General features: G+C 69.4%; 29 protein-coding genes. 6 read left to right on the forward strand and 23 right to left on the reverse strand.

What is annotated here, in order from left to right; all coding sequences use genetic code 11:
• Positions 1 to 22: 22 nt before the first annotated feature.
• From ACYVF6_RS32020 to ACYVF6_RS32030, 3 genes are read right to left on the reverse strand one after another with little or no spacing between them, the layout of a single operon-like run.
• Positions 23 to 154 carry a hypothetical protein gene (locus ACYVF6_RS32020; RefSeq protein WP_460526472.1) on the reverse strand — a complete coding sequence of 44 codons (132 nt, stop codon included), beginning with the start codon at positions 152 to 154 and terminating at the stop codon, positions 23 to 25.
• 27 nt (positions 155 to 181) lie between these two features.
• Complete coding sequence (locus ACYVF6_RS32025) at positions 182 to 835, reverse strand: hypothetical protein (protein ID WP_460526474.1); 654 nt, start codon at positions 833 to 835, stop codon at positions 182 to 184.
• A gap of 54 nt (positions 836 to 889) precedes the next feature.
• Positions 890 to 1,909 (reverse strand): hypothetical protein, encoded by a 1,020-nt coding sequence (locus tag ACYVF6_RS32030; protein WP_460526476.1) that lies wholly within the window; start codon positions 1,907 to 1,909, stop codon positions 890 to 892.
• 81 nt (positions 1,910 to 1,990) lie between these two features.
• Here ACYVF6_RS32030 and ACYVF6_RS32035 point away from each other — a divergent pair, with 81 nt between their 5' ends.
• Positions 1,991 to 2,584, forward strand: a complete 594-nt coding sequence (locus ACYVF6_RS32035; RefSeq protein WP_460526478.1) for a TetR/AcrR family transcriptional regulator — start codon at positions 1,991 to 1,993, stop codon at positions 2,582 to 2,584.
• On the opposite strand, the gene smc is transcribed toward ACYVF6_RS32035, so the two are convergent.
• From smc to ACYVF6_RS32105, 14 genes are all read right to left on the reverse strand, one after another.
• The gene (gene smc / locus ACYVF6_RS32040; protein ID WP_460526480.1) at positions 2,576 to 6,151 is read right to left on the reverse strand and encodes a chromosome segregation protein SMC; all 3,576 of its coding nucleotides are present in this window, start codon (positions 6,149 to 6,151) and stop codon (positions 2,576 to 2,578) included. The genes ACYVF6_RS32035 and smc overlap by 9 nt on opposite strands.
• A 344-nt stretch (positions 6,152 to 6,495) precedes the next feature.
• On the reverse strand, positions 6,496 to 6,693 hold the full coding sequence (locus ACYVF6_RS32045; RefSeq protein ID WP_460526482.1) for a hypothetical protein: 198 nt from the start codon (positions 6,691 to 6,693) through the stop codon (positions 6,496 to 6,498).
• A gap of 581 nt (positions 6,694 to 7,274) precedes the next feature.
• A complete protein-coding gene (gene mutM / locus ACYVF6_RS32050) occupies positions 7,275 to 8,144 on the reverse strand; it encodes a bifunctional DNA-formamidopyrimidine glycosylase/DNA-(apurinic or apyrimidinic site) lyase (protein ID WP_460526484.1) in 870 nt (289 codons plus the stop codon).
• 177 nt (positions 8,145 to 8,321) lie between these two features.
• Positions 8,322 to 9,083 carry a ribonuclease III family protein gene (gene rnc / locus ACYVF6_RS32055; RefSeq protein ID WP_460526486.1) on the reverse strand — a complete coding sequence of 254 codons (762 nt, stop codon included), beginning with the start codon at positions 9,081 to 9,083 and terminating at the stop codon, positions 8,322 to 8,324.
• A gap of 8 nt (positions 9,084 to 9,091) precedes the next feature.
• Positions 9,092 to 9,283, reverse strand: a complete 192-nt coding sequence (gene rpmF, locus ACYVF6_RS32060; protein ID WP_460526488.1) for a large ribosomal subunit protein bL32 — start codon at positions 9,281 to 9,283, stop codon at positions 9,092 to 9,094.
• A 5-nt stretch (positions 9,284 to 9,288) separates the two neighbouring features.
• Complete coding sequence (locus tag ACYVF6_RS32065) at positions 9,289 to 9,786, reverse strand: YceD family protein (RefSeq protein ID WP_460526490.1); 498 nt, start codon at positions 9,784 to 9,786, stop codon at positions 9,289 to 9,291.
• Positions 9,787 to 10,017: 231 nt separating this feature from the next.
• The gene (locus ACYVF6_RS32070; protein ID WP_460526492.1) at positions 10,018 to 10,689 is read right to left on the reverse strand and encodes an ATP synthase subunit B family protein; all 672 of its coding nucleotides are present in this window, start codon (positions 10,687 to 10,689) and stop codon (positions 10,018 to 10,020) included.
• 260 nt (positions 10,690 to 10,949) lie between these two features.
• Complete coding sequence (gene coaD / locus ACYVF6_RS32075) at positions 10,950 to 11,453, reverse strand: pantetheine-phosphate adenylyltransferase (protein ID WP_460526494.1); 504 nt, start codon at positions 11,451 to 11,453, stop codon at positions 10,950 to 10,952.
• Complete coding sequence (rsmD, locus tag ACYVF6_RS32080) at positions 11,443 to 12,027, reverse strand: RsmD family RNA methyltransferase (protein WP_460526496.1); 585 nt, start codon at positions 12,025 to 12,027, stop codon at positions 11,443 to 11,445. The genes coaD and rsmD overlap by 11 nt, the downstream gene beginning before the upstream one ends.
• Positions 12,028 to 12,089: 62 nt before the next feature.
• Positions 12,090 to 12,605, reverse strand: coding sequence for a hypothetical protein (locus ACYVF6_RS32085; RefSeq protein WP_460526498.1), 516 nt, complete (start codon positions 12,603 to 12,605; stop codon positions 12,090 to 12,092).
• Positions 12,602 to 13,717: a helix-turn-helix domain-containing protein gene (locus ACYVF6_RS32090; protein ID WP_460526500.1), complete on the reverse strand. Its 1,116-nt coding sequence runs from the start codon at positions 13,715 to 13,717 to the stop codon at positions 12,602 to 12,604. Before ACYVF6_RS32090 ends, ACYVF6_RS32085 begins: the two co-directional genes overlap by 4 nt.
• A gap of 9 nt (positions 13,718 to 13,726) precedes the next feature.
• Positions 13,727 to 14,428: an HAD family hydrolase gene (locus ACYVF6_RS32095; RefSeq protein WP_460526502.1), complete on the reverse strand. Its 702-nt coding sequence runs from the start codon at positions 14,426 to 14,428 to the stop codon at positions 13,727 to 13,729.
• Between the two features lie 178 nt (positions 14,429 to 14,606).
• Positions 14,607 to 16,778, reverse strand: a complete 2,172-nt coding sequence (recG, locus tag ACYVF6_RS32100; RefSeq protein ID WP_460526504.1) for an ATP-dependent DNA helicase RecG — start codon at positions 16,776 to 16,778, stop codon at positions 14,607 to 14,609.
• Positions 16,779 to 18,353: a DAK2 domain-containing protein gene (locus ACYVF6_RS32105; RefSeq protein WP_460526506.1), complete on the reverse strand. Its 1,575-nt coding sequence runs from the start codon at positions 18,351 to 18,353 to the stop codon at positions 16,779 to 16,781.
• A 145-nt stretch (positions 18,354 to 18,498) separates the two neighbouring features.
• Between ACYVF6_RS32105 and rpmB the strand changes: the two genes are divergently transcribed.
• Both rpmB and ACYVF6_RS32115 read left to right on the forward strand, forming a co-directional pair.
• The gene (gene rpmB / locus ACYVF6_RS32110) at positions 18,499 to 18,711 is read left to right on the forward strand and encodes a large ribosomal subunit protein bL28 (protein ID WP_460526508.1); all 213 of its coding nucleotides are present in this window, start codon (positions 18,499 to 18,501) and stop codon (positions 18,709 to 18,711) included.
• Between the two features lie 297 nt (positions 18,712 to 19,008).
• Positions 19,009 to 19,569: a hypothetical protein gene (locus ACYVF6_RS32115; RefSeq protein ID WP_460526510.1), complete on the forward strand. Its 561-nt coding sequence runs from the start codon at positions 19,009 to 19,011 to the stop codon at positions 19,567 to 19,569.
• A gap of 4 nt (positions 19,570 to 19,573) precedes the next feature.
• On the opposite strand, the gene ACYVF6_RS32120 is transcribed toward ACYVF6_RS32115, so the two are convergent.
• Together ACYVF6_RS32120 and ACYVF6_RS32125 are read right to left on the reverse strand one after the other, a co-directional pair.
• Positions 19,574 to 19,837: a hypothetical protein gene (locus tag ACYVF6_RS32120; protein WP_460526512.1), complete on the reverse strand. Its 264-nt coding sequence runs from the start codon at positions 19,835 to 19,837 to the stop codon at positions 19,574 to 19,576.
• A gap of 234 nt (positions 19,838 to 20,071) precedes the next feature.
• On the reverse strand, positions 20,072 to 21,052 hold the full coding sequence (locus ACYVF6_RS32125; RefSeq protein WP_460526514.1) for a thiamine-phosphate kinase: 981 nt from the start codon (positions 21,050 to 21,052) through the stop codon (positions 20,072 to 20,074).
• 156 nt (positions 21,053 to 21,208) lie between these two features.
• On the opposite strand from ACYVF6_RS32125, the gene ACYVF6_RS32130 reads away from it, so the two are divergent.
• Positions 21,209 to 21,445 carry an Lrp/AsnC family transcriptional regulator gene (locus tag ACYVF6_RS32130; RefSeq protein ID WP_460526516.1) on the forward strand — a complete coding sequence of 79 codons (237 nt, stop codon included), beginning with the start codon at positions 21,209 to 21,211 and terminating at the stop codon, positions 21,443 to 21,445.
• An 11-nt stretch (positions 21,446 to 21,456) separates the two neighbouring features.
• On the opposite strand, the gene ACYVF6_RS32135 is transcribed toward ACYVF6_RS32130, so the two are convergent.
• From ACYVF6_RS32135 to ACYVF6_RS32145, 3 genes are read right to left on the reverse strand one after another with little or no spacing between them, the layout of a single operon-like run.
• Positions 21,457 to 22,596, reverse strand: coding sequence for a D-alanine--D-alanine ligase family protein (locus ACYVF6_RS32135; RefSeq protein WP_460526518.1), 1,140 nt, complete (start codon positions 22,594 to 22,596; stop codon positions 21,457 to 21,459).
• Between the two features lie 46 nt (positions 22,597 to 22,642).
• A complete protein-coding gene (locus tag ACYVF6_RS32140) occupies positions 22,643 to 23,650 on the reverse strand; it encodes an NAD(P)H-dependent glycerol-3-phosphate dehydrogenase (protein WP_460526520.1) in 1,008 nt (335 codons plus the stop codon).
• Positions 23,647 to 24,396: a lysophospholipid acyltransferase family protein gene (locus ACYVF6_RS32145; RefSeq protein ID WP_460526522.1), complete on the reverse strand. Its 750-nt coding sequence runs from the start codon at positions 24,394 to 24,396 to the stop codon at positions 23,647 to 23,649. The genes ACYVF6_RS32140 and ACYVF6_RS32145 overlap by 4 nt, the downstream gene beginning before the upstream one ends.
• A 149-nt stretch (positions 24,397 to 24,545) precedes the next feature.
• On the opposite strand from ACYVF6_RS32145, the gene cofC reads away from it, so the two are divergent.
• Both cofC and ACYVF6_RS32155 read left to right on the forward strand, forming a co-directional pair.
• Positions 24,546 to 25,208, forward strand: coding sequence for a CofC family guanylyltransferase (gene cofC, locus ACYVF6_RS32150; protein WP_460526525.1), 663 nt, complete (start codon positions 24,546 to 24,548; stop codon positions 25,206 to 25,208).
• Between the two features lie 292 nt (positions 25,209 to 25,500).
• Entirely contained in the window at positions 25,501 to 25,722 is a 222-nt protein-coding gene (locus tag ACYVF6_RS32155; RefSeq protein ID WP_460526527.1) for a hypothetical protein, read from the forward strand.
• 75 nt (positions 25,723 to 25,797) lie between these two features.
• On the opposite strand, the gene ACYVF6_RS32160 is transcribed toward ACYVF6_RS32155, so the two are convergent.
• Positions 25,798 to 26,331 (reverse strand): HU family DNA-binding protein, encoded by a 534-nt coding sequence (locus ACYVF6_RS32160; RefSeq protein WP_460526528.1) that lies wholly within the window; start codon positions 26,329 to 26,331, stop codon positions 25,798 to 25,800.
• Positions 26,332 to 26,361 lie beyond the last annotated feature (30 nt).

Genomic DNA, 26,361 nt, shown 5'->3' on the forward strand with positions numbered 1-26,361 from the left:
AGCGCCCTGCAGAGCGCGTCGTCTAGTCCTCCCACCACTCCCGGTCTCGTACGAGCGGGCCGTGGATCGGCGCGTTCTCGGGGAACGACACGAAGGCGATGACAGCGGCGGCGATCGTCACAATCGTCAGCATCACGATGATGATTGCGGTCATAGTCCTCTACGTTCCCGCCAGACGACCTCAAAACACTTGGCGTGCGAGCGGTGCGCAGTCCGCCCGGCGGATCGGGCAGTAGCCGCAGATCACCGGATCATCACAGCGGAACGCCAGGCAGCAGGTCCGCCGCACCACCGCGGCACCGCCGGTGCCAACCTCGATCAGCCCGTCCAGCGGTGGCCCCAGCCGCGACAGCAGCGCCGGTACGGTCCGGGCCGGCTCGGGCATGCGTTCCGCCAGCGGCTCCGCGAGCGCATGCGCCACCGAACCCCACAGCAGCCGGCTGCCGGCCCGGGTCAGGTCGTGCAGCGACTCCAGGACCGGCGTCAAATGCCCCTTGACGACCTCGGCGCCGAACCAGCGGGCGAACTCCACGTCCGAACGCGCCGGCACCTCGAGCACTCCCGGCGCACGCACCTCCACGTGCGGCGCGACGCCCCGGAACCGGACCTCGACGACATCCAGGGCGAGGTCCGGCACCGAGCCGGAAAACCAACCACACAAGGCGGTGTCAACGAGATACCAGGCGTACTGCTTCCACAACAGAGCGGCGGCGACCGCCGGCGCGCCACCCCAGGTCGCTCGCGAGGCGTCCACCAACCTGGCCAGCTCCCCACGCCGAGAGTCAGCCAGGGCGGCAGCGCACACCCACGTGTCGATCAGTTGCTCGCGAGACATGTTAGGGCAGCCTAACCAAGCCGGCGCAAGCATGTCGCCCGGGGTGGGGAAAGCTCACCCGCGATAGCAGCCGGCCACCGCGGCGAACGCGGCCTTCGGCTCCCACTCCAGCCCCGGGTAGGTCTCGCCGTCACGACCTTCGAGCACCCTGACGATGCCGTACGACGCCAGGTCGAGGTCGTCGCGCGGGTCTCCGTCGCGGTGCGGCAGGGCGTGCGCGGCGAACGTGAACACGAACGTCGAGTCGACCCCGGCAGCGTCGAAGATCTCCAGCAGCTCACGCACGCAGGCGGCCTGCGCCGCCTCGTCGCGCACGTACTCGCCGTCCAGCCGGATCGGCACGCCGCCCTCGGACCATTCGACGATCTCGCCGGCCCGAGCACCCAGATCGGCCGCGCCCTTGTACGTCGCGCAGCCGAACTCCGTGATCGCCACCGGCTTGCCCCGCGAGACCAGGTGCCGTACGCCCAGCTCGATCCGGTCGGCCACCTCGGCCGTGCGATAGAGGTCGATCGAAACGAAGTCGAACGGCTCCCAGTCGATGCCCTCCAGCGGATGGATCGCCGCGTAGGTCACCTTGCCGCCGAACCGTTCGCGCACCGCCGCCACAGCCCGACGCAGGAACGCATCGAGCCGCTTGCGTGCCTCTCGCATCGCCGACCGCAGCGTCGCCGGGTCGTTCAGCAGCGCGAGCCGCTGCTCGATCGTGTCGCCCGGCAGGAAGCCGTGGTTGGTCAGCGTGAGCTCGCCCCCGGCCACGAAGACGACCTCGGCGCCGGCCCGCAGGCGCACCCGCTCCGCCCGCGAGGCGCAGTCGTGGAGCAGGTCGAGCATCTCGGCCTCCGTCAGGTCACAGACGAACGGCGAGAACCAGACCTCCAGCCCCAACTCGCCCGCGATCGTGGCCGCCGCCTCCAGCCGATCCGGCGAACCGCCCATGACGCGTACGGCGTTGCAGTGCAGGTCGTCGCGGATGATCGCCAGCTCGCGCCGCACGACGTCCAGGTCGAACGACTCCCGCGAGATCCCGCCGTGAATGAACCCCGTGTCGTAGCTGATGCCCTTGGCTCTCATAGAGCAATAAGGTACTTCAAGTACCTTAGAGGCGCCAGACCAGCCTGCTTCGCTCTCGGCGAACAGGGTACGCTTCGTACCATGGACGGCAAGCGGACCAGGCGACGCGGCGCCGAGCTGGAGACCGCGATCCTGCAGGCCGCGGCCGACGAGCTGCTCGAGTCGGGCTACGCCGGCCTCACGATGGACCGCGTGGCCCAGCGGGCCGGCACCAACAAGAACGCGATCTACCGCCGCTGGCCGGGCCGCGCGGCTCTCGGCATCGCCGCCTACAAGCAGGTCGTCGCCGCGAGCACCAAGATCCCCGACACCGGAGAGCTGCGCGCCGACGTGCTGGAGCTCCTGCGCGCGACGAACTGCCGGCTGGGCACGCCAAGGGGCGACATCCTGCGCGGCCTGCTGGCCAGCATGCAGGAGGAGCCGGAGCTGCTGGCCGAGCTGCACGAGCAGATGTCCGACGGCGGCAGCGCGGTCTGGCTCACCGTCCTCGGCAGGGCGGTCGCCCGCAAGGAGGCTCCACCCGAGGCGCTCCACCCGCGCGTCGCGACGGTGGCGATCGTCCTGCTGCGCAACGAGTACATCACCCGAGGCCTCGCGACCGTGCCCGACAGCCTCCTGGTCGAGATCGTCGACGAGATCTACCTGCCGTTGATCCGCGCCCGCGGCTCAGGCTGACTCGGCCTCACGGATCCGCTGGCTGATCACGGCCGACACACCGTCGCCGCGCATGGAGATGCCGTACAACGCGTCGGCGACCTCCATCGTGCGCTTCTGGTGGGTTACGACGAGCAGCTGGCTGTTCTCCCGCAGCTCCTCATAGATCTCCAGCAGCCGGCCGAGGTTGGTGTCGTCGAGCGCCGCCTCCACCTCATCCAGCAGGTAGAACGGGCTGGGCCGCGCCTTGAACAGCGACACCAGGAACGCCACCGCCACCAGCGATCGCTCGCCACCCGAGAGCAGCGACAGCCGCTTGACCTTCTTGCCCGGCGGCCGCGCCTCGACCTCGACGCCGGTCGACAGCATGTCGGACGGGTCGGTCAGCACCAGCCGTCCGTCGCCGCCGGGGAAGAGCCGGGCGAAGACGTCCTCGAACTCCCGCTCCACGTCGCGGTAGGCCTCGGTGAAGACCTGCTCCACCCGCTCGTCGACCTCCTTGACGATCTCCAGCAGGTCACGCCGGGTCTTCTTCAGGTCTTCGAGCTGCTCGGTGAGGAACTTGTGCCGCTCCTCCAGCGCCGCGAACTCCTCCAGCGCCAGCGGGTTGACCTTGCCGAGCAGGGTCAGCTGCCGTTCGGCCGACTTCAGCCGCTTCTCCTGCTCGGCCCGGACGAACGGCTTCGCCTCCGCGGGCATGGACTCCTGGTCCTCTTCGGACTCACCCGGCGCCGGGGGCGGTGGGGGGATCAGCTGGTCCGGTCCGTACTCCGCGACCAGCGACTCGGGGTCCATGCCGAGCTCGTCGAGCGCGCGCTGCTCCATGCCCTCGATCCGCAGCCGCTGCTGGGCCCGGGCCATCTCGTCCTTGTGTACGACGTCGGTGAGCTCGTCGAGCTCAGACGCCAGTGCGCGGACCTGCTTGCGGACCTCCTGGACCTGGCCCTCGTGCGCCGACCGCGCCTGCTCGGCGGCCTCTCGTTCCTGCTTCGCGTCGACCAGCGAGCGTTCGAGCCGCGACAGGACCCGCTCCACGCCCTGCAGCACCGACGCGGCCACGCGAGCCTCGCGGACGCGGCGTTCCCGTCGCTCGCGGGCGCGCTCGCGAGCGAGCCGTTCCTCGCGGGCGGCCTTCTCCAGCGCCTCGGCCCGGCCGGCGATCCCCCGGCCGCGCTCCTCGGCGGTACGCAACGCGAGCCGCGCCTCCATCTCCCGGGCCCGCGCCTGCTTGGCCTGCTCGGCCAGCCGGTCGCGCTCGTCGGTCGCGGGTTCGTCGCCGTCGGGGTGCTCCTCGGCGGCCTCCAGCCGGCCCTCGAGCTCCTCCAGCGCGGACTCGTCCTTGGCGTCGGCTTCGCGGGCCTGCTCGATCGAACGTCCCAGCCGCTCGGCCTCGGCCCGCGCGGACTTGGCCGTCGAGCCGAGCTGACCGAGCTGCTCGGCGACTGCCGCGAGCCTGGCGTCGGACTCGTGCAGGCGCGACAGCGTGCTCTCGACGTGCTCGGCGGCGGCGGTGCGCTCGGCCTCGACCTGCGAGCGTTCGGACCGCAACTGCTCGGCACGAGCCGCGGCCACCTGCAGCCGTTCCCCGGCGTCGTCGACCGCGGCCTGCACCTCGAGCAGGCTGGGCTGCGACGCCGAACCGCCGTAGGCGAGGTGGGCGCCCAGCAGGTCGCCGCCGCGCGTGACGGCCGTGACCTCAGGTGTGCTCGCGACCAGCTGCCGGGCGGCGGCCAGGTCGTCGACGACGGCGACCTTCGCCAGCACACGCTCGAGCGCCGGCCGCAGCTCGGGCGAGCAGGTGACGACGTCGATCGCATAGCGCGTGCCGTACGCCAGCGCGGGCCAGCTCTGCCGGCCTGAGCCGTTCGGCGACGCGCTGACCAGGATCGAAGCCCGGCCGAGGTCGTGCTCGTGCAGGTGCTGCAGGGCGTCGACGGCGGCGTCGGCGGACGACACGGCCACGGCGTCGGCCGCCTCGCCGAGCGCTCCGGCGATCGCCGCTTCGAACCCCGGCTCGACGGTCAGCAGGCCGGCGACGGCACCGACCAGCCCGCCCAGGCCGTCACTCGCGGCCAGCAGAGCCGCGGCGCCGTCCTTACGAGTGAGGCCGAGCTCGAGCGCCTCCTTACGAGCGGCCAGCGCGGCCCGCTCCCTGTCGGCCGACTGCTCCTGCTCACGCAGCTCGGACAGCCGCTGCTCGATCTCCTGCAGCGCATCGCGGGCTACTTCGTACTGCTCGTCGAGCCCGCTTTCGCCGGCGTCCAGCCCGGCGATCTGGGTCTCGATCGAGGTGTACTCGCGTTCGGCGGCGTCGGCTCGCTGGGTCGCGTCGGCGCGTTCCTTGGTGAGCCGGTCGACCTCGCCGGCGCGAGTCTCCAGACGGGTACGCGCCGAGGCGACCTGGCCGGCCAGCCGCGCCAGCCCTTCGCGCCGGTCGGCGGCGGCGCGCAGTGCGGCGGCGACCCGGCGTTCCTCGGCGGCGTTGGCGTCCTCGGCGGCCTGGCGTTCCTCCAGCGCGGCCTCCAGCGCCGCGGAGTAGCCCTCGACCTCGGCGTCGATCTGCGCCTCGGTCTCGCGGATCGCCGCGGCCTCGGCCTCCAGCTGGTCAGGGTCGCGCCCGCTGCTCTGCTCCTCGCCGGTCTCGACGAGGTGGCGGGAACGTTCGGCGGCGAGGCTCGCGGTGCCGCGCAGGCGCTCCTTCAGGCTGGAGAGGCGGTACCACGTCTCCTGGGCCCGGGCGACCTTCGGCGCGTCCTCGCGCAGCGCCTCGTCGAGTCCGGCCTCGTGTTCGCGGACAGCCGCCAGCTGCTCCTCGAGCAGGGCGCGGCGTTCCTTCAGCGCGGTCTCGTCGGCGAGCTCCTGCGCCAGCTCCGACTGCAGCTTGACGAGGTCGTCGGCCAGCAGGCGCAGCCGGGCGTCGCGGACGTCGGCCTGGATCACGGCGGCCCTGCGGGCGGCCTCGGCCTGCTTGCCGAGCGGCTTGAGCTGGCGCCTGATCTCGGTGAGCAGGTCCTGCAACCGGGTGACGTTGCCCTCGGCGGCGGCGAGCTTGCGGAGCGCCTTCTCCTTGCGCTTGCGGTGCTTGAGGACGCCAGCGGCCTCCTCGATGTAGCCACGGCGGTCTTCGGGGGTGGCGTGCAGGATTCCGTCGAGCTGCCCCTGGCCGACGATCACGTGCATCTCGCGGCCGATACCGGAGTCGGACAGCAGCTCCTGGACGTCGAGCAGCCGGCAGGTCTGGCCGTTGATGGCGTACTCGGAGCCGCCGTTGCGGAACATGATCCGGCTGATCGAGACCTCGGCGAAGTCGACCGGCAGGGCGCCGTCGGCGTTGTCGATCGTGAGCACGACCTCGGCCCGGCCGAGCGGCGCCCGCCCGGTCGTACCGGCGAAGATCACGTCCTCCATCTTGCCGCCGCGCAGACTCTTCGCGCCCTGCTCGCCCATCACCCAGGCGATGGCGTCGACGACGTTCGACTTCCCCGAACCGTTGGGCCCGACCACGCAGGTGATTCCGGGCTCCAGATGCAACGTCGTCGACGAGGCGAACGATTTGAATCCGCGGAGCGTCAAGCTTTTGAGATACAACGCGCGACTCTCCTTGTACACAGATGCGTCCGGCCGCCTCACGGGCAAAATGTCCGTGACCGAGGCGTTTTATGAACATATGGCGGCGGGGCAGATCACCCGGGGAAGGGCCTCGTCCGACCATACCGGTTGATCGAATGGGGGCTGCGCTCAGACACGCCTTCGGCAGCTTCATGCAGGTCCAGCGGCTGAACGGCCCTCGGATACGCCAAACGGGACGCCTCACGGCGTCCCGTCGCGTTGTGCTAGGTGCGTATTTGGTTGGTCCGCGGGTGAGCCCGGGATCTCCACTCAAGCGAGCCGGATCAACCGAGCCCGCGTCCTGGCTCGGCTTTGCGATCGGCTCAGGTAAGCGCCGGCTCGTGCTCGTGTTCGATAGTGAGCAGTTGTCCTTCGCTGACAGCGGCGCTGAGGGAGTCGTTTTCCGCTTGGAGACGCATCACGTGCGCCTCCAAATCCGAAACTCGCTTCTGCAGACGTCGCACCTCGGAGACCAGTCGGGGGTCGGGGCCACCGACGTGGCCGAGGAGCGCCTTCGCCATAAGAGGGTCCTCCACGGTGAGAGACCAGAAATTGGTTGTCTGGGTTCCGGGTACTTCCTGCACTCGACCTTGTAGCCGAGCGGATGGTCCATTCAGGGTCTCACTGAACGTACGTGCCCGTCAAGGTAACCGTCCGCTTACAAACCGTGGTTACTTGGTCGCGGTGCCGTTATCCATTATGCCTCAACCTGTCCGGGACAGTGTTGCCTGGTCAGAGATTGCCAACCAGGACAACCGGTCGGCGTTCTGCTGGTGGCAGCATCCGCATGCGGGAGGAATACGGCACAAGGTCGAAAAACTCGCGTTTGACGACCATATCCAGGGTACGACTGCCCAATTCGAGCCGCCGCTCGGGGGCCACCCCTTGGCTTCGCGATGCCGGACCCTACGCCATGGCTGCGGCGATCGCGGCAGCGACCGCCTGGACCGCGAAGGGACAGACCTTCCGGGTATGGCGCGTTATGGCTACTGGCGGTTACCTTGCCGGAAAATGGCCGGATCGCTCGTTCTCGCGATTGTGACTCTCCGCATACGGTCGAGAGCCGTCGGAGATGGCCGTTCCAGGGCCCCTCGTCACCGAGCTACCAGTGGGGGCGTCGCGGCCTGGGCTGGCAGCCCGGACACGAGAACGAGGAGCGGTTCATGAACGGGTCGCGGCGAATCGGGCGGCCGCACTCGAGGCAGGGTTTCCCCTCCCTGCCGTAAACCGCGAGCGAGCGTTCGAAGTAGCCGCTCTCGCCGTTGACGTTGACATAGAGCGCGTCGAACGAGGTGCCGCCGGCCAGCAGCGCCTCCCCCATGACGACGCGCACCTCGGTGAGCAGTCGCATGGCGTCCGGGCGTCGCAGTGTGGCGGTCGGCCTGGCGTAGTGCAGGCGGGCTCGCCACAGCGCCTCGTCGGCGTAGATGTTGCCCACCCCTGAGATCAGTGTCTGGTCGAGCAGCGCGCGTTTGACGTTGGTCTGCTTGGCCCGGATCGCCTTGACGAAAGCCTCGTCGTCGAACAACGGGTCGATCGGATCGCGTGCGATGTGCGCGAACTCCTCGGGAATGTCGCCGGCAGCACCATCGGCCCCGGTCAGCGCCGACAGCCAGACACCGCCGAACATCCGCTGGTCGACGAACCGCAGCTCGCGGTCGGAGTCGAGCTCGAACCGGACGCGCAGGTTGCGCTCGGCCGGCGCCTCGGGCGGCTGGACGACGAACTGCCCGCTCATGCCGAGGTGGCCGAGCAGCGCCTCGCCGGAGTCGAGCGGCAGCCAGAGGAACTTCCCGCGCCGGCAGGCCTCCACCACGGTGCGCCCGGTCAGCCGGCTCGCGAAGTCGCGCGGCCCGGCGACGTGGCGGCGGAGCGGACGCGGATGCAGGACCTCGACGTAGCCGATCTCGCGGCCCACCACGAACTTCTCGAGCCCGCGGCGGACCACCTCGACCTCAGGCAGCTCTGGCACAGCCTGAAACTACAGCAGCCCACCCCCAGAGCACCTGCCCCCGCGAACCGCAAATGACCACGGTTGCTCGGTCATCGCGATCTACCCGTGGCAAATTCACCTGGCAAATCGCACATGACCGAGCAACCGTGGTCATTGCAGAGTGGTAGAGCGGGTGACCGGGCGAACGGTAGCCGCTCAGTTGCCGCCGGACTCCTCGTCGTCGACCAAGGCCGCGTCGGAGGCGTCCTCGGCGTCGTCGAGCATGGCCCGGATCGCGGTCCACGCGGCCTCGGCCGCCTGCTGCTCGGCTTCCTTCTTGCTCCGGCCGGTGCCGACGCCGTAGGACTTGCCCTTGACCACCACGCCTGCGGTGAACGTCTTCTCGTGGTCGGGCCCGGACTCCTCGACGATGTACTCCGGCACACCGAGCGAGGCCCTGGCAGTCAGTTCCTGCAGCGAGGTCTTCCAGTCGAGCCCGGCACCAAGGCGCGCGGAGCGCTCCAGCAGCGGGTCGAACAACCGATGGATCAGATCAGCGGCGATCGCGAAGCCCGAGGCGAGGTAAACCGCCCCGATCACGGCCTCGACGGCATCGCCGAGGATCGACGACTTGTTGCGTCCACCTGTGGCTTCCTCACCCCGGCCGAGCCGGAGGTATTGGCCGAGGTCGAGCTCGCGAGCAACGTCGGCGAGCGCGCGCATGTTGACCACGGCGGCGCGCAGCTTCGCCAGCTGGCCCTCGGTCAGCTCAGGATGGGTGCGGAACAGCGTGTCGGTGATGACGAGCCCGAGTACCGAGTCTCCAAGGAACTCCAGGCGTTCGTTGGTCGGCAGCCCGCCGTTTTCGTAGGCGTACGACCGATGTGTGAGGGCACGCTCGAGCAGCGCACTGTCGAGATTGAGCCCGAGTTTGGTGGCCAGCTCTTCGTACGCGATCTCCGGTCCGGCGCGGCCCACGACGAGTCTCAGACGTCTAGGACCTGACGCCGCTCACCGCGAGCGCCGTACTGCCCGCACTCAGGGCAGGCGCGGTGTGGAAGGTGCTTGGCCCGGCATGCGGGGTTGGCGCAGGTCACGAGCTGGGCCGCCGAAGCCTTCCAGTTCGCCCGCCTGCTGCGGGTGTTGCTTCGCGACATCCTCCGCTTTGGAACGGCCACGACCCTTACTCCTTCTCGCCATCATTCATGCTGCGTGGATCGGCGCGGTCTGCGCCGACCTGAAACTGAGAAAGTGCCGCCCACCTCGGGTCGGGCGCATCCTCGTGCCGGTGACCGGGGTCAGCCGCCAGGGAGGCTCCGCAACGTGGGCAGAGTCCCGGGCAGTCGTCCCGGCATACCGGTTGGTACGGCAGTGCGAGCACCACCGCGTCCCGGATCAACGGCTCCAGGTCGATCTGATCGTCCTCGAGCCTGCCTACCTCGTCGTCCTCGATCTCGCGGTCGGGATAGGCGAACAACTCCTGGAACTCCACCTCGAGCTCACGCTCGATCGGCTCCAGACACCGCACACACTCACCCTCGACTCGCGCTCGCGCCGTACCGGATGCGAGCACGCCCTCGACCACCGACTCGAGCCGGACTGCCAGCTCCAGGTCGGCGCCCTCGGGAACACCGAGAACATCAAGCCCCAAACCAGCCGGAGCGGCGACGGACAGCTGCACCTTGCGCTGTGCTCCCGGGCGGCGCCCAAGTTCACGCGTCTCGAGCACGAGCGGCTTTTGCGAACCTGCGCTGCTCAGAGTGCTCCTGCCTTCATCGCCTCATGACTGGTACAGATCTCGAACGAGACCGGCTCACGAGGGTACATGAGGACGTGCCCTCGCTCAAACTCCGCCTCCAGCGTACGGACCAGCCGTCGATGGACTCACAAGCCGCGAAAGTGTATCCGTGGCTCATTCGCCGTGGAGCGGCTGCTCCTCGTCGCCGGTGGCGTAGGTGTCGAGCTCGCTGCGGCTGCGCAGCCGCTCACGACCCCGGGAGACCGCGTCGAGCGTGCGCTGCAGGGAGTGCTCGAAGCGGGTCAGCTTGTGGTCGACGTACTCGTCGGTCTCGCGCCGCTGGACGGCGACCTCGTCGCTCTCGTCCCAGTGGCTGACCCGGCTGCGCAGCCGGTCGCGGCCGCGGCCGATCGTGGCCAGCGTCTTCTGCAGGGCGATCTCGAACCCGGCGAGCTTGTGGTCTACGTAGTCGTCGGTCTCGCGGCGCAGCGCTGCTGCCTCCGACTCGACCTGTGCGCGCATCTCTTCGGCGGCCTGCTGGGCCGCGTGGTAGATGTCGGTCTGCGAAACCGCCAGGTCACGCTGCCGCCGGCCCTCTTCGATCAGCCGGTTGGCCTCCGCGCGGCCCTGTTCGATCAGGTTGTCGCGGTCGGCGAGCACACGCTGTGCCTCGGCCAACTCGACCGGGAGCAGGTGCGCGAGCTCGGAGAGGTCCGAGAGCAACTCGTTGCGGTTGATGACGCAGGAAGCGGACATCGGCATGGACCGGGCGTTCTCCACGGTTTTGCGGATCTCGTCCAGTTTGTCCGGTGTCTTTGGTTCACCTGCCGGCGATGGCGGAGCCACGGCGCCACCATATGCACTCATCTGTGGCATGTGCGTCTCATATCCCCCCGGCCCGTACTGTCCAATTTGTCCGTAATGCTCATTTTGCTGATATTGGCCGTGCTGCGGGTATTGCTGATACTGCGAGTACTGCTGTTGCATTCCGCCCGTGAAGGCACCTGAGTGGTTTTCGCCCAGATACGCGTCGTCGAACGATCCAGGGATCCTTCTCCCTGGGACTGCACTGTCCCGCACCTCCACGACCAGTCCTCCAAAGAAGCTCAAGAGCGATGCAGTCGCTCGGTCAGCCGGTGCAGCACCCTGTCGGGCACGAGGCCCGAAACGTCTCCACCGTACGTCGCGACTTCCTTCACCAGACTCGACGAGAGATAAGAGTACTCAGGGTTGCTCGGTATGAAGAGGGTCTCGACCCCAGTAAGACGCAGGTTCATCTGGGCCATGGCCAGCTCGTAGTCGAAGTCGCCTACCGCCCGGACACCTTTCACGATTGCCTGAATGTCGTTCTCGCGGCAAAAGTCCACCAGCAGCCCCTCGAACGTGTCGACCCGCACGTTCGGCAGGTCGGCGAGCTCCTCGACCAGGATCTCCTTGCGCTCGTCGACGCTGAACAGGCCCGCCTTGCGCGGGTTGACCCCGACCGCGACGACGAGCTCGTCGAACAGCGCCGATGCGCGGCGCACGACGCCGAGGTGACCGTTGGTCATCGGGTCGAACGAGCCAGGGCAAACCGCACGGTGCACGGGAGCGTTCTCCTCACGGCTCATGGCTGATCTCGGCGTGACCGTACCAAAGTGTCGTATCGCCGTACCGCCTTGAGCGGTCCGCGCTGAACCCTTCGGGCCAGGCGAACGCGTCGCTCCTGGTCGCACGTTCGACGACGACGATGGCGTCCGGAACCAGCCAGCCGTTGGCGCGCAGTGCGGACAGCACGCTTGCCAGCCGCTCGGTGCCGAGGGCGTACGGCGGGTCGGCGAACACGATGTCGTGCGGAGCGCTGGCTACGGTCGCCGCGAGCTTCTCGACCGGCTTGACGGCCAGCTCACCGCGGCCACCGGAGCCGAGCCCGAGGTCGCGGAGGTTGCGCCGGACCACCGCGGCCGCGGCCTTGTCGGACTCGACGAACAGTGCCCTCTCGGCGCCGCGGGACAGCGCCTCGCAGCCGACCGCACCGCTGCCGGCGTAGAGATCGAGGAACGCGAGGCCGTCGAGCTCACCGACCTCGGAAAGCAGCGAGGCGAACAGCGCCTCGCGTACCCGGTCGGAGGTCGGGCGGGTACCCGATCCGGACGGCATGACCAGGCGGCGCCCGCCTGCTTCACCCGCGACGATACGGCTCATCGCCGTTCATCCTGCCGTACGCCTCACAGCTGAGGCAGCGGCAGGAGCCGAACGGCCGGCGCTCAACGCGTGCGGACGTGCCGGTCGTTGTCGGCCATCTTGCGTAGCAGGGCGCGGCCCTCGTCGCTGGTGAGGTGCCTCGCCACGATCCCCTCGTCGATCAGGTCGCAGGTGTCGAGCGCGACGATGCCCTGGCGACGGGCGTAACGCAGCGCCTCCCGGTCGTCGGTGATCCAGCGGGAGTCCTCGAACTCCGGCCAGTGCTTGAGGATGTAGCACGTCTGTGCCTCGCCGAGGTGCTTCAGCGGCTGGGTGGAGCGCCCGCCGAACACGTGGACGCGGAGGTTCTCGATCTCGGCCAACTCGAAGTCAGCCCCGATGCTGATCGGCTTGCCCAGCCAGCCCTCCCGGGCGATGGTCGCCAGGCCGGCGTGGATGCGGCTCGACCGCCTCGCCTCGTGAGCGATCGCCTCGACCCAGCGCCCGCGCTCGGCCAGGATCGCGCGCAGCAGGTCGAGCCGATCGACCGCCGCGAAGTTGCACAGCACCGTGTTGTCAGGGAACCAGTAGGTGGTCACGGCAGGAAGTCGGGTCCTTCCTTGCGAGGTGTCGCCTCCAGGGAGTCGCGAAGCGCGTCGACGGGAGTGCCGAGGAGGTTCGCGAGCGGGCGGAGCGTCATCTGGCCGGCGACGTAGGCGTTGTAGGTGTCGCGTACGAGAGCTCTGGGCAGCCGAGGTCGGGCGGCCGCGGTGAGCCACTCGGCGAACTGTCCGGACCGGCCGGCGAGCTGCGCACACTCGGCAGTGGTCAGCCGGCGCCAGGTCTCGGGCAATCGCAGGCCGAGGGCGTCGCCCAGGCGGTACCACAGCGCGCTGGGCGACACGGCCAGCCGCATCACCAGCTCGGCGAAGGCCTGCTCGGACAGCTCGCCGGCCTCGGCGGCTCGTTGGAGCAGCCGGCGGGGCATCAGGAACGCGGCCGCGAACGCGTTGGCTCGCACCTCGGTCTCGCGGCCGGCGGAGTCTGACACGTCCTCGTCCACGTGCAGCTTCTGATCGTCGCGGGCCAGCAGGTGTCCGAGCTCGTGAGCGATCGTGAAGCGCTGCCGGGTGGGCGTCTGGCTGGTGGCCGCGACGATCAGCCAGGCGTGCTCGTCGCGCCAGGACAGCCCGTCACAGCCCGGTGGGATGTCGAGCACGGCTACGTCGGCACCGAACTGGTCCTCTACGAGGTCGGGGAGCCAGCCGGCGGTGGGATCGGTGCCGTGGCCCGCGAGGTGGGCGAGCGCCGCCTCGGCCAGTGCCTCCCCCTGCTCGACCCAGCGGCCTGCCGTCGGCTGGTCCGGCAGGAACGGCAGCTCGTGCTTGTTGCCGAGGTAGGTCAGGCCGGCGCGTGCATCGGACAGCACCGTGGCCTGCTCGATCGCCCACTCGACCGACTGCCCGCTCCGCTCCTGCGACCTGGCGGCCAGCGCCGGCGTGGGCGTGTCGGCACCGAGCAGCCAGTCGACCGTCACGCCGCCGAGCTCGGCGATGTTGGCGAGGTCGAGCGAGGTGAAGCGGCGGACGCCCGACAGTGACTTCGACAGCTTGGGCGCGTCGAGGCCCGCCTTGACCGCGAACTCGGCCTGGGTCAGACCGCTGTCCTGGATCAGGGCACGTACGCGTTCGGCTGCGACCTGAGTGCTCATGACTCGAGGCTAGCTCGGGGATTGCGAAAATCGCAACTCGCTCGGGAGATCGGCCAGCGACGTGATCGTCGAGCCCTCCCAGACGACCGGATCGAAGTGGTGGGCGCCGTCATGGTCGGGCGCGTGCAGCCGGATTGGGTGCATCCCCGCCGCCTCGGCGCCCGGCAGCTCCTTGCTGTCGCCGTCGCCGACGTAGACGCAGTCGCCCGGCTCCACCTGGAGCCGCTCGCAGACCGTACGGAAGATCACCGGGTCGGGCTTCTTCACGCCCTCGACAACGGAGAAGACCGGGACGTCGACGTACGGCGCGACGTCGAGCTGTGGCCACCGCTCGACCAGCTCCTGGGTGCAGTCGCTGACCAGGCCGATCGCCAGGCCTCGCGCCTTGAGCTCGCGCAGCGTGGGAACGGCCTCCGGCCGGATCGTGATGTAGCCGCGCTGGGTACGCCGGCGGGCGTCGGTGGCGAGCCGCACGGCCTCGTCGGTGGGCTCGACGCCGGACGTACGGGCGATCCAGCGCAGCACGTCCTCGACGCCGCCGAGCCGGCCGCGGGCGCGGTCGGGCCAGGACTGGTTGAGCGCCTTCATGTACGCGTCGGCCGACACACCGAGCGCGTCGGCCACCTCGGCATGGTCGGTGTTGCGGGCGTTGCTCTGGGTGCTGATGGTCAAGGTACCGAAGAAATCGAAGACAACTGCTCGCAACGCCATGCTCAGGTCTTCTCCAGGGTCAAGGTGCCGAAGCTCTATCCATTTTGCGGCTCCGCCGCATGGCGAAGACAACTGCTCGCAACGCCATGCTCAGGTCTTCTCCAGGGTCAGGGTGCCGAAGCTCTGTCCATTTTGCGGCTCCGCCGCATGGCGAAGACAACTGCTCGCAACGTCATGCTCAGGTCTTCTCCAGGAAGTCGGCTCGGTCGGTGTCGTAGAGCGCGCGGACGGCACTGGCCAGCTCCGGATGCTCGGCGAGCTTCGGGTCGCCGTCGACAACCTCGGCGGCCTCGGTGCGGGCCTCCTCGATCACCTGCCGGTCGCGGATGACCTTCAGCATGCGCAGGCTGGACCGGCGGCCGGACTGGTCGGAGCCCAGGACGTCGCCCTCCCGCCGCTGCTCGAGGTCGAGCTGCGAGAGCTGGAAGCCGTCGGTGGTCGACGCCACGGCGGCCAGCCGTTCGCGCGCCGGCGTGCCCGTCTCGGCCTTGGTCACCAGCAGGCACAGGCCGGGCAGCTCGCCACGGCCGATCCGGCCGCGCAGCTGGTGCAGCTGCGAGACGCCGAACCAGTCGGCGTCCATCACGACCATCACCGAGGCGTTGGGCACGTCGACGCCGACCTCGATCACGGTCGTCGCGACCAGGACGTCGATCTGGCCGGCGGCGAACGAGCGCATCACCTCGTCCTTGGCGTCGGACGGCAGCCGTCCGTGCAGGACGCCGAGCCGCAGCCCTTGGAGCTGGTCGTTTTCGAGGTCGTCGGCCAGCTCGACCAGGGCCTGCGCCGGCCGGAGCTCACTCGCGGAGGCGCCGCCACCTTCGTCGGCGTCGTCGCCGATCCGCGGGCAGACGACGTAGACCTGGCGGCCCTTGTCGACCTCCTCGCGGACGCGCGCCCAGACGCGGTCGATCCAGCTTGGCTGGTCCGCCAGCGGCACGACGTTGGTCTGGATCGGCGCCCGGCCCTTGGGCAGCTCGGTGAGCGTGGAGATCTCGAGGTCGCCGAACACCGTCATCGCGACCGTACGCGGGATCGGCGTCGCGGTCATCACGAGGACGTGCGGCGGTGTGCTGCCGTTCTTGGTGGTGAGCGCGGCCCGCTGCTCGACGCCGAACCGGTGCTGCTCGTCGACGACCACGAGGCCGAGGTCGGCGAACATCACCTTGTCCTCGAGCAGCGCGTGGGTGCCGATCACGATGCCGGCCTCGCCCGAGGCGATCTCGAGCAAGGTGTTGCGCCTGGCCGCGGTGCCGAGCGAGCCGGTGAGCAGCGCGACGCGGGTGCCCTGGTCGGAGCCGCCGAGCATGCCGCGTTCGGCCAGCGGGCCGAGCAGCGCGCTGATCGTGCGGTGGTGCTGCTGGGCGAGGACCTCGGTCGGCGCCAGCAGGGCGGCCTGCCCGCCGGCGTCGACGACCGTGAGCATCGCCCGGATCGCCACGACCGTCTTGCCGGATCCGACCTCGCCCTGCAGCAGGCGCTGCATCGGGTGTGGCCTCGCGAGGTCTTCGGCGATCGCGGCGCTGACCTCGGCCTGCCCCGCGGTCAGCTGGAACGGGAGCTGCGCGTCGAACGCCGCGAGCAGGCCGCCGGAGGTCTCCGGCCGGGGCGTGGCCGGCAACGCCCTGGCTTCCGAGCGGCGCTTGGCCAGCTCGGTCTGCAGGACGAACGCCTCCTCGAACTTGAACCGCCGCTCGGCGGCCCGCTGGTCTTCGCGGCTGCTCGGCCGGTGGATGCCCTCGAACGCGCCGCGCAGGGCGGGGAGCCGGCGGCGTTCGCGTACGTCGAGCGGGAGCGGGTCGTCGGGCGGGCCGAGCTGGTCGAGCGCCTGCCGGACGTAGCCCATGATCTTGCCGCTGTTGACCTTCGCGGTCGCGGGATAGACCGGGATCAACGGGCCGGCGTAGGACTCGATGTCGGCGTCCTCGATCGGCTCGTCGGTGAGCAGCAGCACCTCGGGATGGGCCAGCTGCAGCTTGCCGTTGTAGACGTTGACCTTGCCCCAGAAGAGGCAGCGCTGGCCTTCGTGGAAGCTCTTCATCCGCCACTTCTGGTTGAAGAAAGCCAGCGACAGGAGCGCGTTGCCGTCAGTCACAACGAGATCGATGATGTGACCCCGGCGCTGGCGCATGTCGCGGCCCTTCACCGAGACGACCTCCGCCACGAGGATGGCGTCCTCGTCGATCCGGAGCTCGTCGATCGGCGTGAGCTCGCCGACCTCGACGTAGCGCCGGGGATAGTGCCGCAGCAGGTCGCCGATGGTGTGGATGTCGTAGGCCTCGCGCAGCGCCTTCGCATGGACCGCAGCCGTGACGACGGCCTTCACGTTGGAGTCGAGCGCCAGAGCCATCTACTCGACTCCGATCAGCAGGGGGTATCCGGACTGGCCGCCTTCGTAGACCACGGTGTCGACCTCGGGACGGGAACGGGCGTCGGCCAGAACGCGCTCGACGACATCTGCGCCGGCATCGACGCCGGCCACCACCGTGACCAGCTCGCCGCCGCCGGCCAGCAGCCGGCGTACGACCTCCTCGCCGACCTCGGCGATGTCGGTGCCGACCAGCGCGAAGTCGCCCTCGACCACGCCGAGCACGTCGCCCTGGCGGCACGGCCCGGCGCTGGTGAGCGCGTCGGTGCGGGCGACGGTGACGCCGCCGTGCTTGGTGTGCCCGGCAGCAATGGTCATCGCCACCACGTCGTCGTCGAACGAGGCGCCGGGGTTGTGGACCGCGCAGGCCGCCAGACCCTGCACCTGGGTGCGGGTGGGCAGCACGGCGACCCGCTGGCCGCCCGCCCGGGCCCTCGCGGCGGCCTGCTCGGCGAGTGCCACACCGTCGGGGTCGTTGGGCAGGACGACGACATCGGCGGCCCCGGTGGCGGTGATCGCGTCGAGGACCTCCTCGACCGTCGTCGGACGGGAGGGGGTCTGCGTGACGACGGTCGCGCCGGCCGAGGCGAACAACCCGGCCAGCCCGGTGCCGGCGGCGACGGCGACCAGCGCGCGTCCGGGCGAGCAGCCGTGAGCAGCGGTGGTGAGGTAGGTGACCCGGATCCGGTGCGGGCGGCCGGCGGCCATGCCGGCCTCGATCGCCGCACCGGCGTCGTCGACGTGGATGTGGACGTTCCACAGCCCTTCGCCACCGACGACGACCAGCGAGTCGCCGAGCGGCGAGAGGGCGCGGCGCAGAGCCGGGATCGCGGCCTCCTCGGCGTCGAGGAGGTAGAGCACTTCGAAGGCCGGGCCGGTGGCTCCCGGCTTACGGCCCGGCGTGTGCTCCGGCTGGTGCGCCCACTCCTGGACGGCCGCCGCTGCCTCCGGTGCCGGGCGGCGCTCGCCGGACAGCACGGCGTGGAGCGCGTCGAGCAGGACGACCAGGCCGCGTCCGCCGGCATCGACGACGCCGGCCTGGCGTAGCGGCTCGAGCTGGTTGGGGGTGTCGGCCAGCGCGACCGCCGCGGCCTGGGCCGCGTGGCGTACGGCCGCCTCGGCCGAGTGGTGGCCGGTGGCCGCCTCGGCCGCCGCCCGGATCACCGTGAGCATGGTGCCCTCGACCGGCGTCTCGACGGCGGCGTAGCCGGCCTTGCAGGCGGCGTCGAGAGCGTGGGCGAGGTCGTCGCCGGTAGGCGCGGCCACACCGGTGAGCGCACCGGCGGCACCGTGGAGCAGCTGCGCCAGGATCACGCCGGAGTTGCCCCGGGCGCCGTAGAGCGCCGACCGGGCGAGAGCACTGAGCACGGCCCCGGCATCGGGCGCGTCACCGAGCTCGGCCTCCCCCATCGCCTGTACGGTGAGCACCAGGTTGGTCCCGGTGTCGGAGTCGGGAACGGGATAGACGTTGATCGCGTCGATCCCAGCCCGTTCGGCGGCGAGGTCGGCGAGCGCGAGCCGGCACCAGTCGGCCAGAACCGCTACGCACGCGTTCATGGATGGAAGGCTAGCGGCGAGCGCCCCCGTTGCCAGGCACCTTGGGCCCGATTGGCGTCCACCTCGTGTCATCGGATATCCTCAACCGGTTGCTCCTGGTTGGAGCAGCATCTTTCGTGTCCATCCAAAGCTTTGGGAGTTACCGGTGGCTGCCGTCTGCGACGTCTGTAGCAAGGGGCCGAACTTCGGCAACAGCGTGTCGCGTCTGGGTAAGAACGCGCAGCGTCGCCTCGTCAAGAAGCGTGCGCCCCGGCGGTTCGACCCGAACATCCAGACCGTCCACGCCAAGGTGAACGGCACCTCGAAGCGGCTCAACGTCTGCACCTCCTGCCTGAAGGCCGGCAAGGTCAGCCGCTAACCCGCTCCGTTCCACACGGCCGGTCGTCGACATCGACGATCGGCCGCTCGTCGGATAGGCGGACTCCGCTCGCAAAAAGCGCGAGCCGGGTCCGCCTCGTTGTGTCTATTGGGGGACGACCCCCAAACCCCCGCGGCAAGGTCGGATAGGCGGACTCCGCTCGCAAAAAGCGCGAGCCGGGTCCGCCTCGTTGTGTCTATAGGGGGACGACCCCAAACCCCCGCGGCAAGGTCGGATAGGAGGGCTCCGCTGAACGACGACGAACGCTCCGCCCTCCGCGCCAGGGCCGCCGAGCGGATGCGCGCCGCCCAGCAGGTGCTCGACAAGCTCGACCTGCTGGCCCGCTGGGAGCCGTTCAGCGAGCCGGTCATCGTCGGCTCGGCAGCGCTGGACCTGGTCGTACGTCCGGACATCGACGTCGAGTTCATGGTCGACGAGCTCTCGATCCGCGAAGGGTTCGCGGTGATCGCGGCCTGCGCGGAGTTGCCCAAGGTGCGCTCGATCCGCTTCAACGACGCGCGCGACAAGCCGGAGCAGGGTCTCTACTGGAAGATCTTCTACGAGCTCACGCCCACCGAGGCCTGGACGCTCGACCTCTGGATGTTCCGCCGCGACCACCCCGGCCCGCTGGCCTCGGCCACGGTCGAGCCGATCCGGGCCGCCCTGACTCCTGAGACGCGTGACGCGATTCTGGCGATCAAGGAGGCCGCCGTCGAACGCGGCGAGCGCGCCTACGGCCACTGGCTCTACCGCGCGGTGATCAACGAGGGCGTCCGCACCCACGCGGAGTTCCTCGACTGGCTCGGCGACCGCGACATCTGGGCCCGCGAGTTCTGGACGCCGAAGCGCCGGCCGTAGCGACCTACGCCGGAGGCGAGGTGGTCGTTCGGCCGGAGAGGGTTCGCTGGATGTCCCGGAGTGCCTTGAGCACCAGCACCAGCAGCCCCGCGATCACGATCAGCGCGCCGATGACGAGATACTGCGGGCCGGAATAGATCGCCCCGGCGACGCCCAGCAGCACTCCGACGACCACCGTGCCGTATCCAGCGGCCGTCAGCCCCTCAACGAACGCCTCCGCGCCGTCAGGACGTGACTGGGCTGTCGGCTGAGACTGTTCCGCATCCATCGGCGTCCTCCCCTTTGTGACCGTCGATGGCGGAATTGTAGGCCGCAAAAGGGCGGCGAGGCATCCGAAGCCCCCGTCGCTCCAGATGCCCCGCCCATGGGTGGAGGCTTCGGTCTTGGTACGCCTGCGTACTCCCTGCGCGGATGCCGGTTCGCGACTTCACCCGTTTGTCACGCCTTGCATTCGAGACCTTACAACCTGCAATCGGAATCCTCTGGCGTCATGTCCGATTTGTCAAGTCTTGTCCCTTGACTGTTCTGGATCGATACCAAAATGCACATGCCCGGCCTCTCCGGCGTACGTCTCGCCGTCGACCAGCACCGCCGGCTCGCCGGCGGTCACCCGCCCGACGACCCGCCAGCGCTCGGGCAGCGCGACCCCGGACGGGAACGTCGCTGCCAGCGCGTGGTCCTCGCCGCCGGTGAGGACGTAGGCCAGCGCGTCCTCCCCCGTCGCCGCCGCGACGGCCAGCAGCGGCTCGGCGACCTCGAACGAAGCGGAGTCGAGCTCGATCGACACCCCACTCCCACGCGCCACGTGCCCGAGGTCGGCAAGCAGCCCGTCGCTCACGTCGACCATCGCCGTCGCGCCGAGGACGGCCGCCTCCGGCCCGGCGGAGTACGGCGGGGTCGGCTGCCGGTGCGCCTCGACGACAGCCCGCGGCGACCGAAACCCCCTCCGGAACACCGCCCAGCCCGCCGCGGACCAGCCCAGCCGTCCGCAGACCGCCACCACGTCGCCTACCCGCGCTCCGGTCCGCAGCACCGGCGGACGTCCCTCCAGCGACCCGAGAGCGGTGATCGACAGCACCAGCTGCGGCGCCGCCACCACGTCCCCGCCGGCCACCGACACGCCATCGGCGGCCGCGCACTCGTCGGCGAGCCCGTCGGCGAACGACAGCGCCCACTCCACCGGGAGGTCGGCAGGCGCCGCGAAGCCCACCAGCAACGCCTGCCCGCGAGCGCCCATCGCCGACACGTCCGCGAGGTTCTGGGCGGCCGCCTTCCGCCCCACGTCGTACGCCGACGACCAGTCGCGCCGGAAGTGCAGTCCCTCCACCAGTACGTCGGTCGTGGCGACGACACGCCCGTCCGGCGCGGCGATGACGGCGGCGTCGTCACCGGGGCCGAGCTCGATGTCCCGGCCGACCGGCAACCGCGCCCGTAAAGCGTCGATCAGCGCGAACTCGCCACGCTCGGCCAACGTCTCGTTCACCCGGTTCCTCACTGTTCCTCAAGTACGTCACGCGGGTAACACTGATGAAACATCTGTGTCCGCGATACCGTTGATCGCCAACATCACCCGATCTGGTGCGATCCGCGTCGACGCTACCCGCGAAGCCGCAACGCCCAAGAGTCCGGGAGGACGACCGTGGTAGTCCAGGCGTACATCTTGATCCAAACGGAGGTCGGCAAGGCAGCCGATGTGGCCCAGCAGATCGCACAGATCAAGGGCGTCACATTGGCCGAAGACGTGACCGGTCCCTACGACGTGATTGTGCGCGCGGAGGCCGACAACGTAGACGACCTTGGCCGGCTCGTGGTAGCGAAAGTGCAAGGGGTGTCAGGCATCACGCGCACACTCACCTGTCCCGTGGTCCATATCTAGCCGGCTTGAGGTCACCTCAGGCCGGTAGGACGTTGTAAGGCGAGCTGGATCAGGCGATCGATCAGCGCGGGGTAGTCCAGTCCGCTCGCAGCCCAGATCCGCGGAAACATCGACGACGGCGTGAAGCCAGGCATCGTGTTGATCTCGTTGAGCGCGACGGTGCCATCCTCACGCAGGAAGAAGTCGACCCGGGCCAGGCCTTCGGCCCCGATCGCCTCGAAGGCCTGGACCGACAGCTCACGCACCTGCTCCGCCAACTCCGGCGGCAGATCGGCCGGCACGTTCAGCTTCACGTGCTCCTCTTCGAGGTACTTCGCCTCGAAGTCGTAGAACTCCACCGAGTCGTCGTACTCGATCTCGGCGACGACGCTCGCCTGCGGACGTTCGCCGGCGAAGCCCTCGAGCACACCGCACTCGATCTCGCGTACGTTCGGGACGCCCGCCTCGACGATCACCTTCGGGTCGTGCTGCTGGGCGACCTCCACGGCCGCTGCCAACTCCGCCGGATCGCTCACCTTGGAGATGCCGAGGCTCGACCCGCCGCGCGACGGTTTGACGAACACCGGCCAGCCGAGCGCCGCGACCCGCGCCTCGCAGCCGGCGCGGTCGGTCTCCCAGTCGCGCTGCTTGATCACGAGGTACGGAACCTGGTCGAAGCCGTGCGCCGCGAAAACGATCTTGGCGTAGTGCTTGTCCATGCCGACGGCACTGGCGAGCACACCGGCCCCGACGTAACGGACTCCAGCCATCTCCAGCAGGCCCTGGAGCGTGCCGTCCTCGCCGTACGGACCGTGCAGGAGCGGGAAGACGACATCGACCTCGCCGATCGCCTCAGGGACATCCAGCGGCTCCAGGGCGACCAGTTCGTGGTTGGCGGGGTCGTTGGCGAGCACGACCGCGGTGCCCTTCTCATCGACCTCGGGCAGGCGGGTGCCTTCGATCGCGAGGTGTTCGGGCTCGTCGCGTTCGAGCACCCAGCGACCGTCGACCGTGATACCGATGGGCACCACGTCGTACTTGTCGCGGTCGATCGCGCGCAGCACACTGCCGGCGGTGACGCAGGAGATGGCGTGCTCGGAACTGCGTCCACCGAAGACGAGGGCGACGCGCGGTTTCCGGAACGTCGGGGAGTGCTGGGTCGGCTCGCTCACCGCCCAGACCATACTCTCCTCACAGAATGTATGGACGACACGTGCGTTACCAACCGTGGCGTTCGGGTTTCGCGCTGCGGCCCAGCAGGCTCCTCACCATGTCTTCCGGCGTCAACTCGCCCTGCACCACAGCCGCGACGTGCTCGGTGATCGGCATCTCGACGCCGCTGGCCTTGGCGAGCTCGCGAATCGGCAGGCAGGACTTCACGCCCTCAGCCACCTGCCGCGTGGACGCGGCCACTTCGGCGACCGTACGCCCCTTGCCGAGTTGTTCGCCGAACGTTCGGTTGCGCGACAGCGGGGAAGAACAGGTAGCCACCAGGTCGCCCAGGCCGGCGAGACCGGCGAACGTGTAAGGGTCGGCGCCGAGGGCGACTCCGAGCCGTGTGCTTTCGGCCAGCCCGCGGGTGATCACCGACGCGCGTGCGTTGTCGCCGAAGCCGAGCCCCACAGCGATGCCGACCGCGAGCGCGATGACGTTCTTGGTGGCGCCGCCGAGCTCACAGCCGACCACGTCGGCGTTCGTATACGGACGGAACGCCGGCGAGTGGCAGGACTTCTGCAGGCGTTCGGCCACGCCGTGGTCCTTGCAGGCGACGACGGACGCGGCGGGCTGGCGCTCGGCGACCTCACGCGCGAGGTTGGGACCGCTCACGACGGCGACCCGATCGGCTTCGAAGCCCGTGACGTCGGTGATGACCTCGGTCATCCGCTTGCCGGTGTTGAGCTCGATGCCCTTGGCCAGGCTCACCATGACGACCGTGGTCGACAGGTGGCCGACCCACTCGGTCAGGTTCGTACGCAGCTGCTGCGAAGGAATCGCCAGCACACAGAAGTCGGCGCCGTCGAGCGCCTCGGCCGCGTCGGAGGTGGGGCGGATGCCGCCCGGGAGCGGCACTCCGCCGAGGTAGTCGGGGTTCTCCCCGTGTTCGGCGATCGCATCGGCGAGCTCGGATCGCCTGGCCCACAACGCGACGTCGGCACCGGCGTCGGCCAGCACGATCGAGAAGGCGGTGCCCCAGGAACCGGCACCCAGAACGGCTGCTTTGGTCATCGCGCCTTCCGCTTCTTGTACGGATTGCCCGTCGCCGGCAATCCGTACTTGACCGGATCGAACGGTTCGGCGGGCGCCTGGCCGCCCCGCAGCTGTCCCACGAGCGCGGAGAGGGTGTGCATCACCTGTGTGGTGGCCTTCTTCACCAGCGCCGGCGTGATCTCCTGGTCGTGGTAGGCCGACAGGTCGACCGGTGGTCCGGCGAGCACCTGCATCTTCTTGCGCGGAAGAATCCTCGGCAGCTTGGCGTACGGGCGAAGCAGCTCCTGCGCGCCCCACTGCGCCACCGGGACCAGCGGCGCGCCCGTCCGCAAGGCGATGCGCACCGCACCGGACTTGCCGATCATCGGCCACTGGTCGGGATCGCGCGTAATCGTGCCTTCGGGATAAACCAGGACCGCTTCACCGTCGTCGATCGCCTGAACCGCTTCGACGAGCGCGTCGCCCGCGGCCCGGCGTTCGCGGTGGACGGGGATCTGGCCGGCCGAACGGAGGAACGGGCCGACCACCGGGACGGTGAACAAACTCGCCTTGGCGAGGAATCGTGCGGGCCGTCCCTGGTTGTTGATGAAGTGCCCGATGACGAACGGATCGATGTGGGACAGGTGGTTGGTGACGATGACGACACCACCCGACGCCGGAATGTGTTCCTGCCCCCGCCAGTCGCGTCTGGTGATGAGGGTGAGCAATGGCAGCGCCACGATCTCGGCGAAACGATAGGCAGCGCCCTTGGGCGGGTTCGACACCAGTCCTCCTTCTGGGGCCATGCCTGGTGACGAGGCCTTGCGGCATGGAATAAGCCCAGTCTCCCACGGATGTCACAGGTCGCCGATGACGATTACTCCAACGTTGGCGACTCCCGAAATGTTGCACTCATCTGGAAGGATCGGTCCCGATGCCGCAGATGAAGCAGGCCGCTGATCGCCGGTGGACGCTGGTGATCACGACCAAGAGCGCCGCGATCGGCAAGTCCCGGCTGGCGCCCTATGCCAGGGACCTTCGGTCAGAGCTGGCCCGGGCGATGGCGTTGGACACTGTCGACGCCGCGCTGCGCTGCGCGCTCGTCGAAGGGCTGATCGCGGTCACCGACGACGCCGAGTCCGCACGGGCGTTCGAGTCGCTTGGTGCGTTGGCGATTCCCGACGAGCCGCGCGACGGCCTCAACGCGGCGCTGTCACACGGCGCCGCGGCTGCCCGGCTGCGTAGGCCCGATGCCGCCGTGGCCGCGTTGCAGGCCGACCTTCCGGCCCTGCGGCCCCACGAGTTGGAGCGCGCGCTGCGCGCTGCGGCGGGCCTCGCGACGGCGTTCGTCTCCGACGCGGCGGGCATCGGCACCGCCTTGTACACCGCCAACGCCGGAGTTGCGTTCCAGCCACGTTTCGGCGGGGAGTCGCGGCGCGCACATCTGGAGAGTGGGGCGGCCGAGATACGCCTGCCGGGCATCGACTCCGTACGCCAGGACGTCGACACCGAAGCCGACCTGCACGCCGCCGCGGCGCTCGGTCTCGGGCCGCGTTCGCGGCTCGTACTGGATCGCCTGCTCAGCAAGAGCGCCTAGGCCGTGTCCTGCAAACAGGGCCGGTTAAGCTCGCGGCCCCGGCAGCGTAGCCGCCTATCAACACAGCCGCGCCGCGCTGGCGGTGCCGCGGGCCGAAGATCGTGTCGGGCATACGGGCGAGGCTCACGGTGCCGTCAGCGTGGATGCGGGCCACGCGCCGGAGGCACAACTTCAACAGAGCGCGTCCGACGACGGTGCTCATTTTGCGGCTCCGCCGCGTGGCGAGTCAGGCGATATTTGCAGGACACGGCCTAGCCTGCCGACGGCTCCGAAGCCAACTAGAATGCCGGTCATGCAGGCGACCGTACGGACCTTCGACCCCGATACACGTGCGGGAACGGTCCTTCTCGACGATGGGATCGAACTCCCGTACGAAGCCGGATCCCTAGCCCACACGACGATCCGCCACCTGCGGATCGGGCAGCGGGTGACCGTCCAGACAAGTGGAGAGGGCGCCGACACCAAGGTCAGCGCCCTCCACATCTACACGATCCCGAACGAACCGCCCGCGTGAGCGGGCGGGTCCGCCCGATATGACGAAGGGCCGAACCCCGGTCGGGGGTTCAGCCCTTTCGCCTTGCCGTAAAACTCAACGGCGCGGAGCGCGCTTGGCAGGAGCCCGCTTCGCCGTGGTCTTCTTGGCAGTCGTCTTCTTGGCGGCCGTCTTGGTAGCGGTGGCCTTGGTGGCGGTCCGCTTGGCCGGAGCCTTCTTCGCCGGAGCCTTCTTGGCCGTGGCCGTCGACGTCTTCTTGGCAGCCGTCGTGGTCTTCTTGGCCGCTGCCGTCTTGGTCGCCGTGGTCTTCGCCGCGGTCGCCTTCTTGGCGGCCGTCAGCTTCGGCAGCTTCTTGGCACCGGAGACAACGGCCTTGAGTTCCGCTCCTGCGCGGAACTTCGGAACCGACGTCTTCTTGGCTCGCTTGCGCTCGCCGGTGCGAGGGTTACGCACCATCCGCGCCGGCCGGTCGATCTTCTCGAAGGCACCAAAGCCAGTAATGGCTACCTTCTCGCCCGACGCCACAGCCCGCGTGATCGTGTCGAGCACCGACTCGAGCGCGTGCTGCGCGTCTTTCTTGCTGTCTTCGAATCGCCCTGCAAGAGCGTCGATGAGTTGGGACTTGTTCACTGCTTTCCTCCGTGAACGACTACGGTACGA

It is taken from the genome of Flindersiella endophytica (assembly GCF_054779015.1).

Bases quoted from the DNA above. Each gene is read 5' to 3' on its own strand.
- cofC (WP_460526525.1), top strand. From the start codon at position 24,546: ATGCCGCAGATGAAGCAGGCCGCTGATCGCCGGTGGACGCTGGTGATC.
- ACYVF6_RS32105 (WP_460526506.1), bottom strand. From the start codon at position 18,353: ATGAACGCGTGCGTAGCGGTTCTGGCCGACTGGTGCCGGCTCGCGCTC.
- ACYVF6_RS32025 (WP_460526474.1), bottom strand. From the start codon at position 835: ATGTCTCGCGAGCAACTGATCGACACGTGGGTGTGCGCTGCCGCCCTG.
- ACYVF6_RS32090 (WP_460526500.1), bottom strand. From the start codon at position 13,717: ATGAGCACTCAGGTCGCAGCCGAACGCGTACGTGCCCTGATCCAGGAC.
- coaD (WP_460526494.1), bottom strand. From the start codon at position 11,453: ATGAGCCGTGAGGAGAACGCTCCCGTGCACCGTGCGGTTTGCCCTGGC.
- ACYVF6_RS32120 (WP_460526512.1), bottom strand. From the start codon at position 19,837: ATGGATGCGGAACAGTCTCAGCCGACAGCCCAGTCACGTCCTGACGGC.
- ACYVF6_RS32115 (WP_460526510.1), top strand. From the start codon at position 19,009: ATGCGCGCCGCCCAGCAGGTGCTCGACAAGCTCGACCTGCTGGCCCGC.
- ACYVF6_RS32095 (WP_460526502.1), bottom strand. From the start codon at position 14,428: ATGGCGTTGCGAGCAGTTGTCTTCGATTTCTTCGGTACCTTGACCATC.
- ACYVF6_RS32020 (WP_460526472.1), bottom strand. From the start codon at position 154: ATGACCGCAATCATCATCGTGATGCTGACGATTGTGACGATCGCCGCC.
- ACYVF6_RS32155 (WP_460526527.1), top strand. From the start codon at position 25,501: ATGCAGGCGACCGTACGGACCTTCGACCCCGATACACGTGCGGGAACG.
- ACYVF6_RS32045 (WP_460526482.1), bottom strand. From the start codon at position 6,693: ATGGCGAAGGCGCTCCTCGGCCACGTCGGTGGCCCCGACCCCCGACTG.
- ACYVF6_RS32030 (WP_460526476.1), bottom strand. From the start codon at position 1,909: ATGAGAGCCAAGGGCATCAGCTACGACACGGGGTTCATTCACGGCGGG.
- ACYVF6_RS32035 (WP_460526478.1), top strand. From the start codon at position 1,991: ATGGACGGCAAGCGGACCAGGCGACGCGGCGCCGAGCTGGAGACCGCG.
- rsmD (WP_460526496.1), bottom strand. From the start codon at position 12,027: ATGAGCCGTATCGTCGCGGGTGAAGCAGGCGGGCGCCGCCTGGTCATG.
- ACYVF6_RS32140 (WP_460526520.1), bottom strand. From the start codon at position 23,650: ATGACCAAAGCAGCCGTTCTGGGTGCCGGTTCCTGGGGCACCGCCTTC.
- recG (WP_460526504.1), bottom strand. From the start codon at position 16,778: ATGGCTCTGGCGCTCGACTCCAACGTGAAGGCCGTCGTCACGGCTGCG.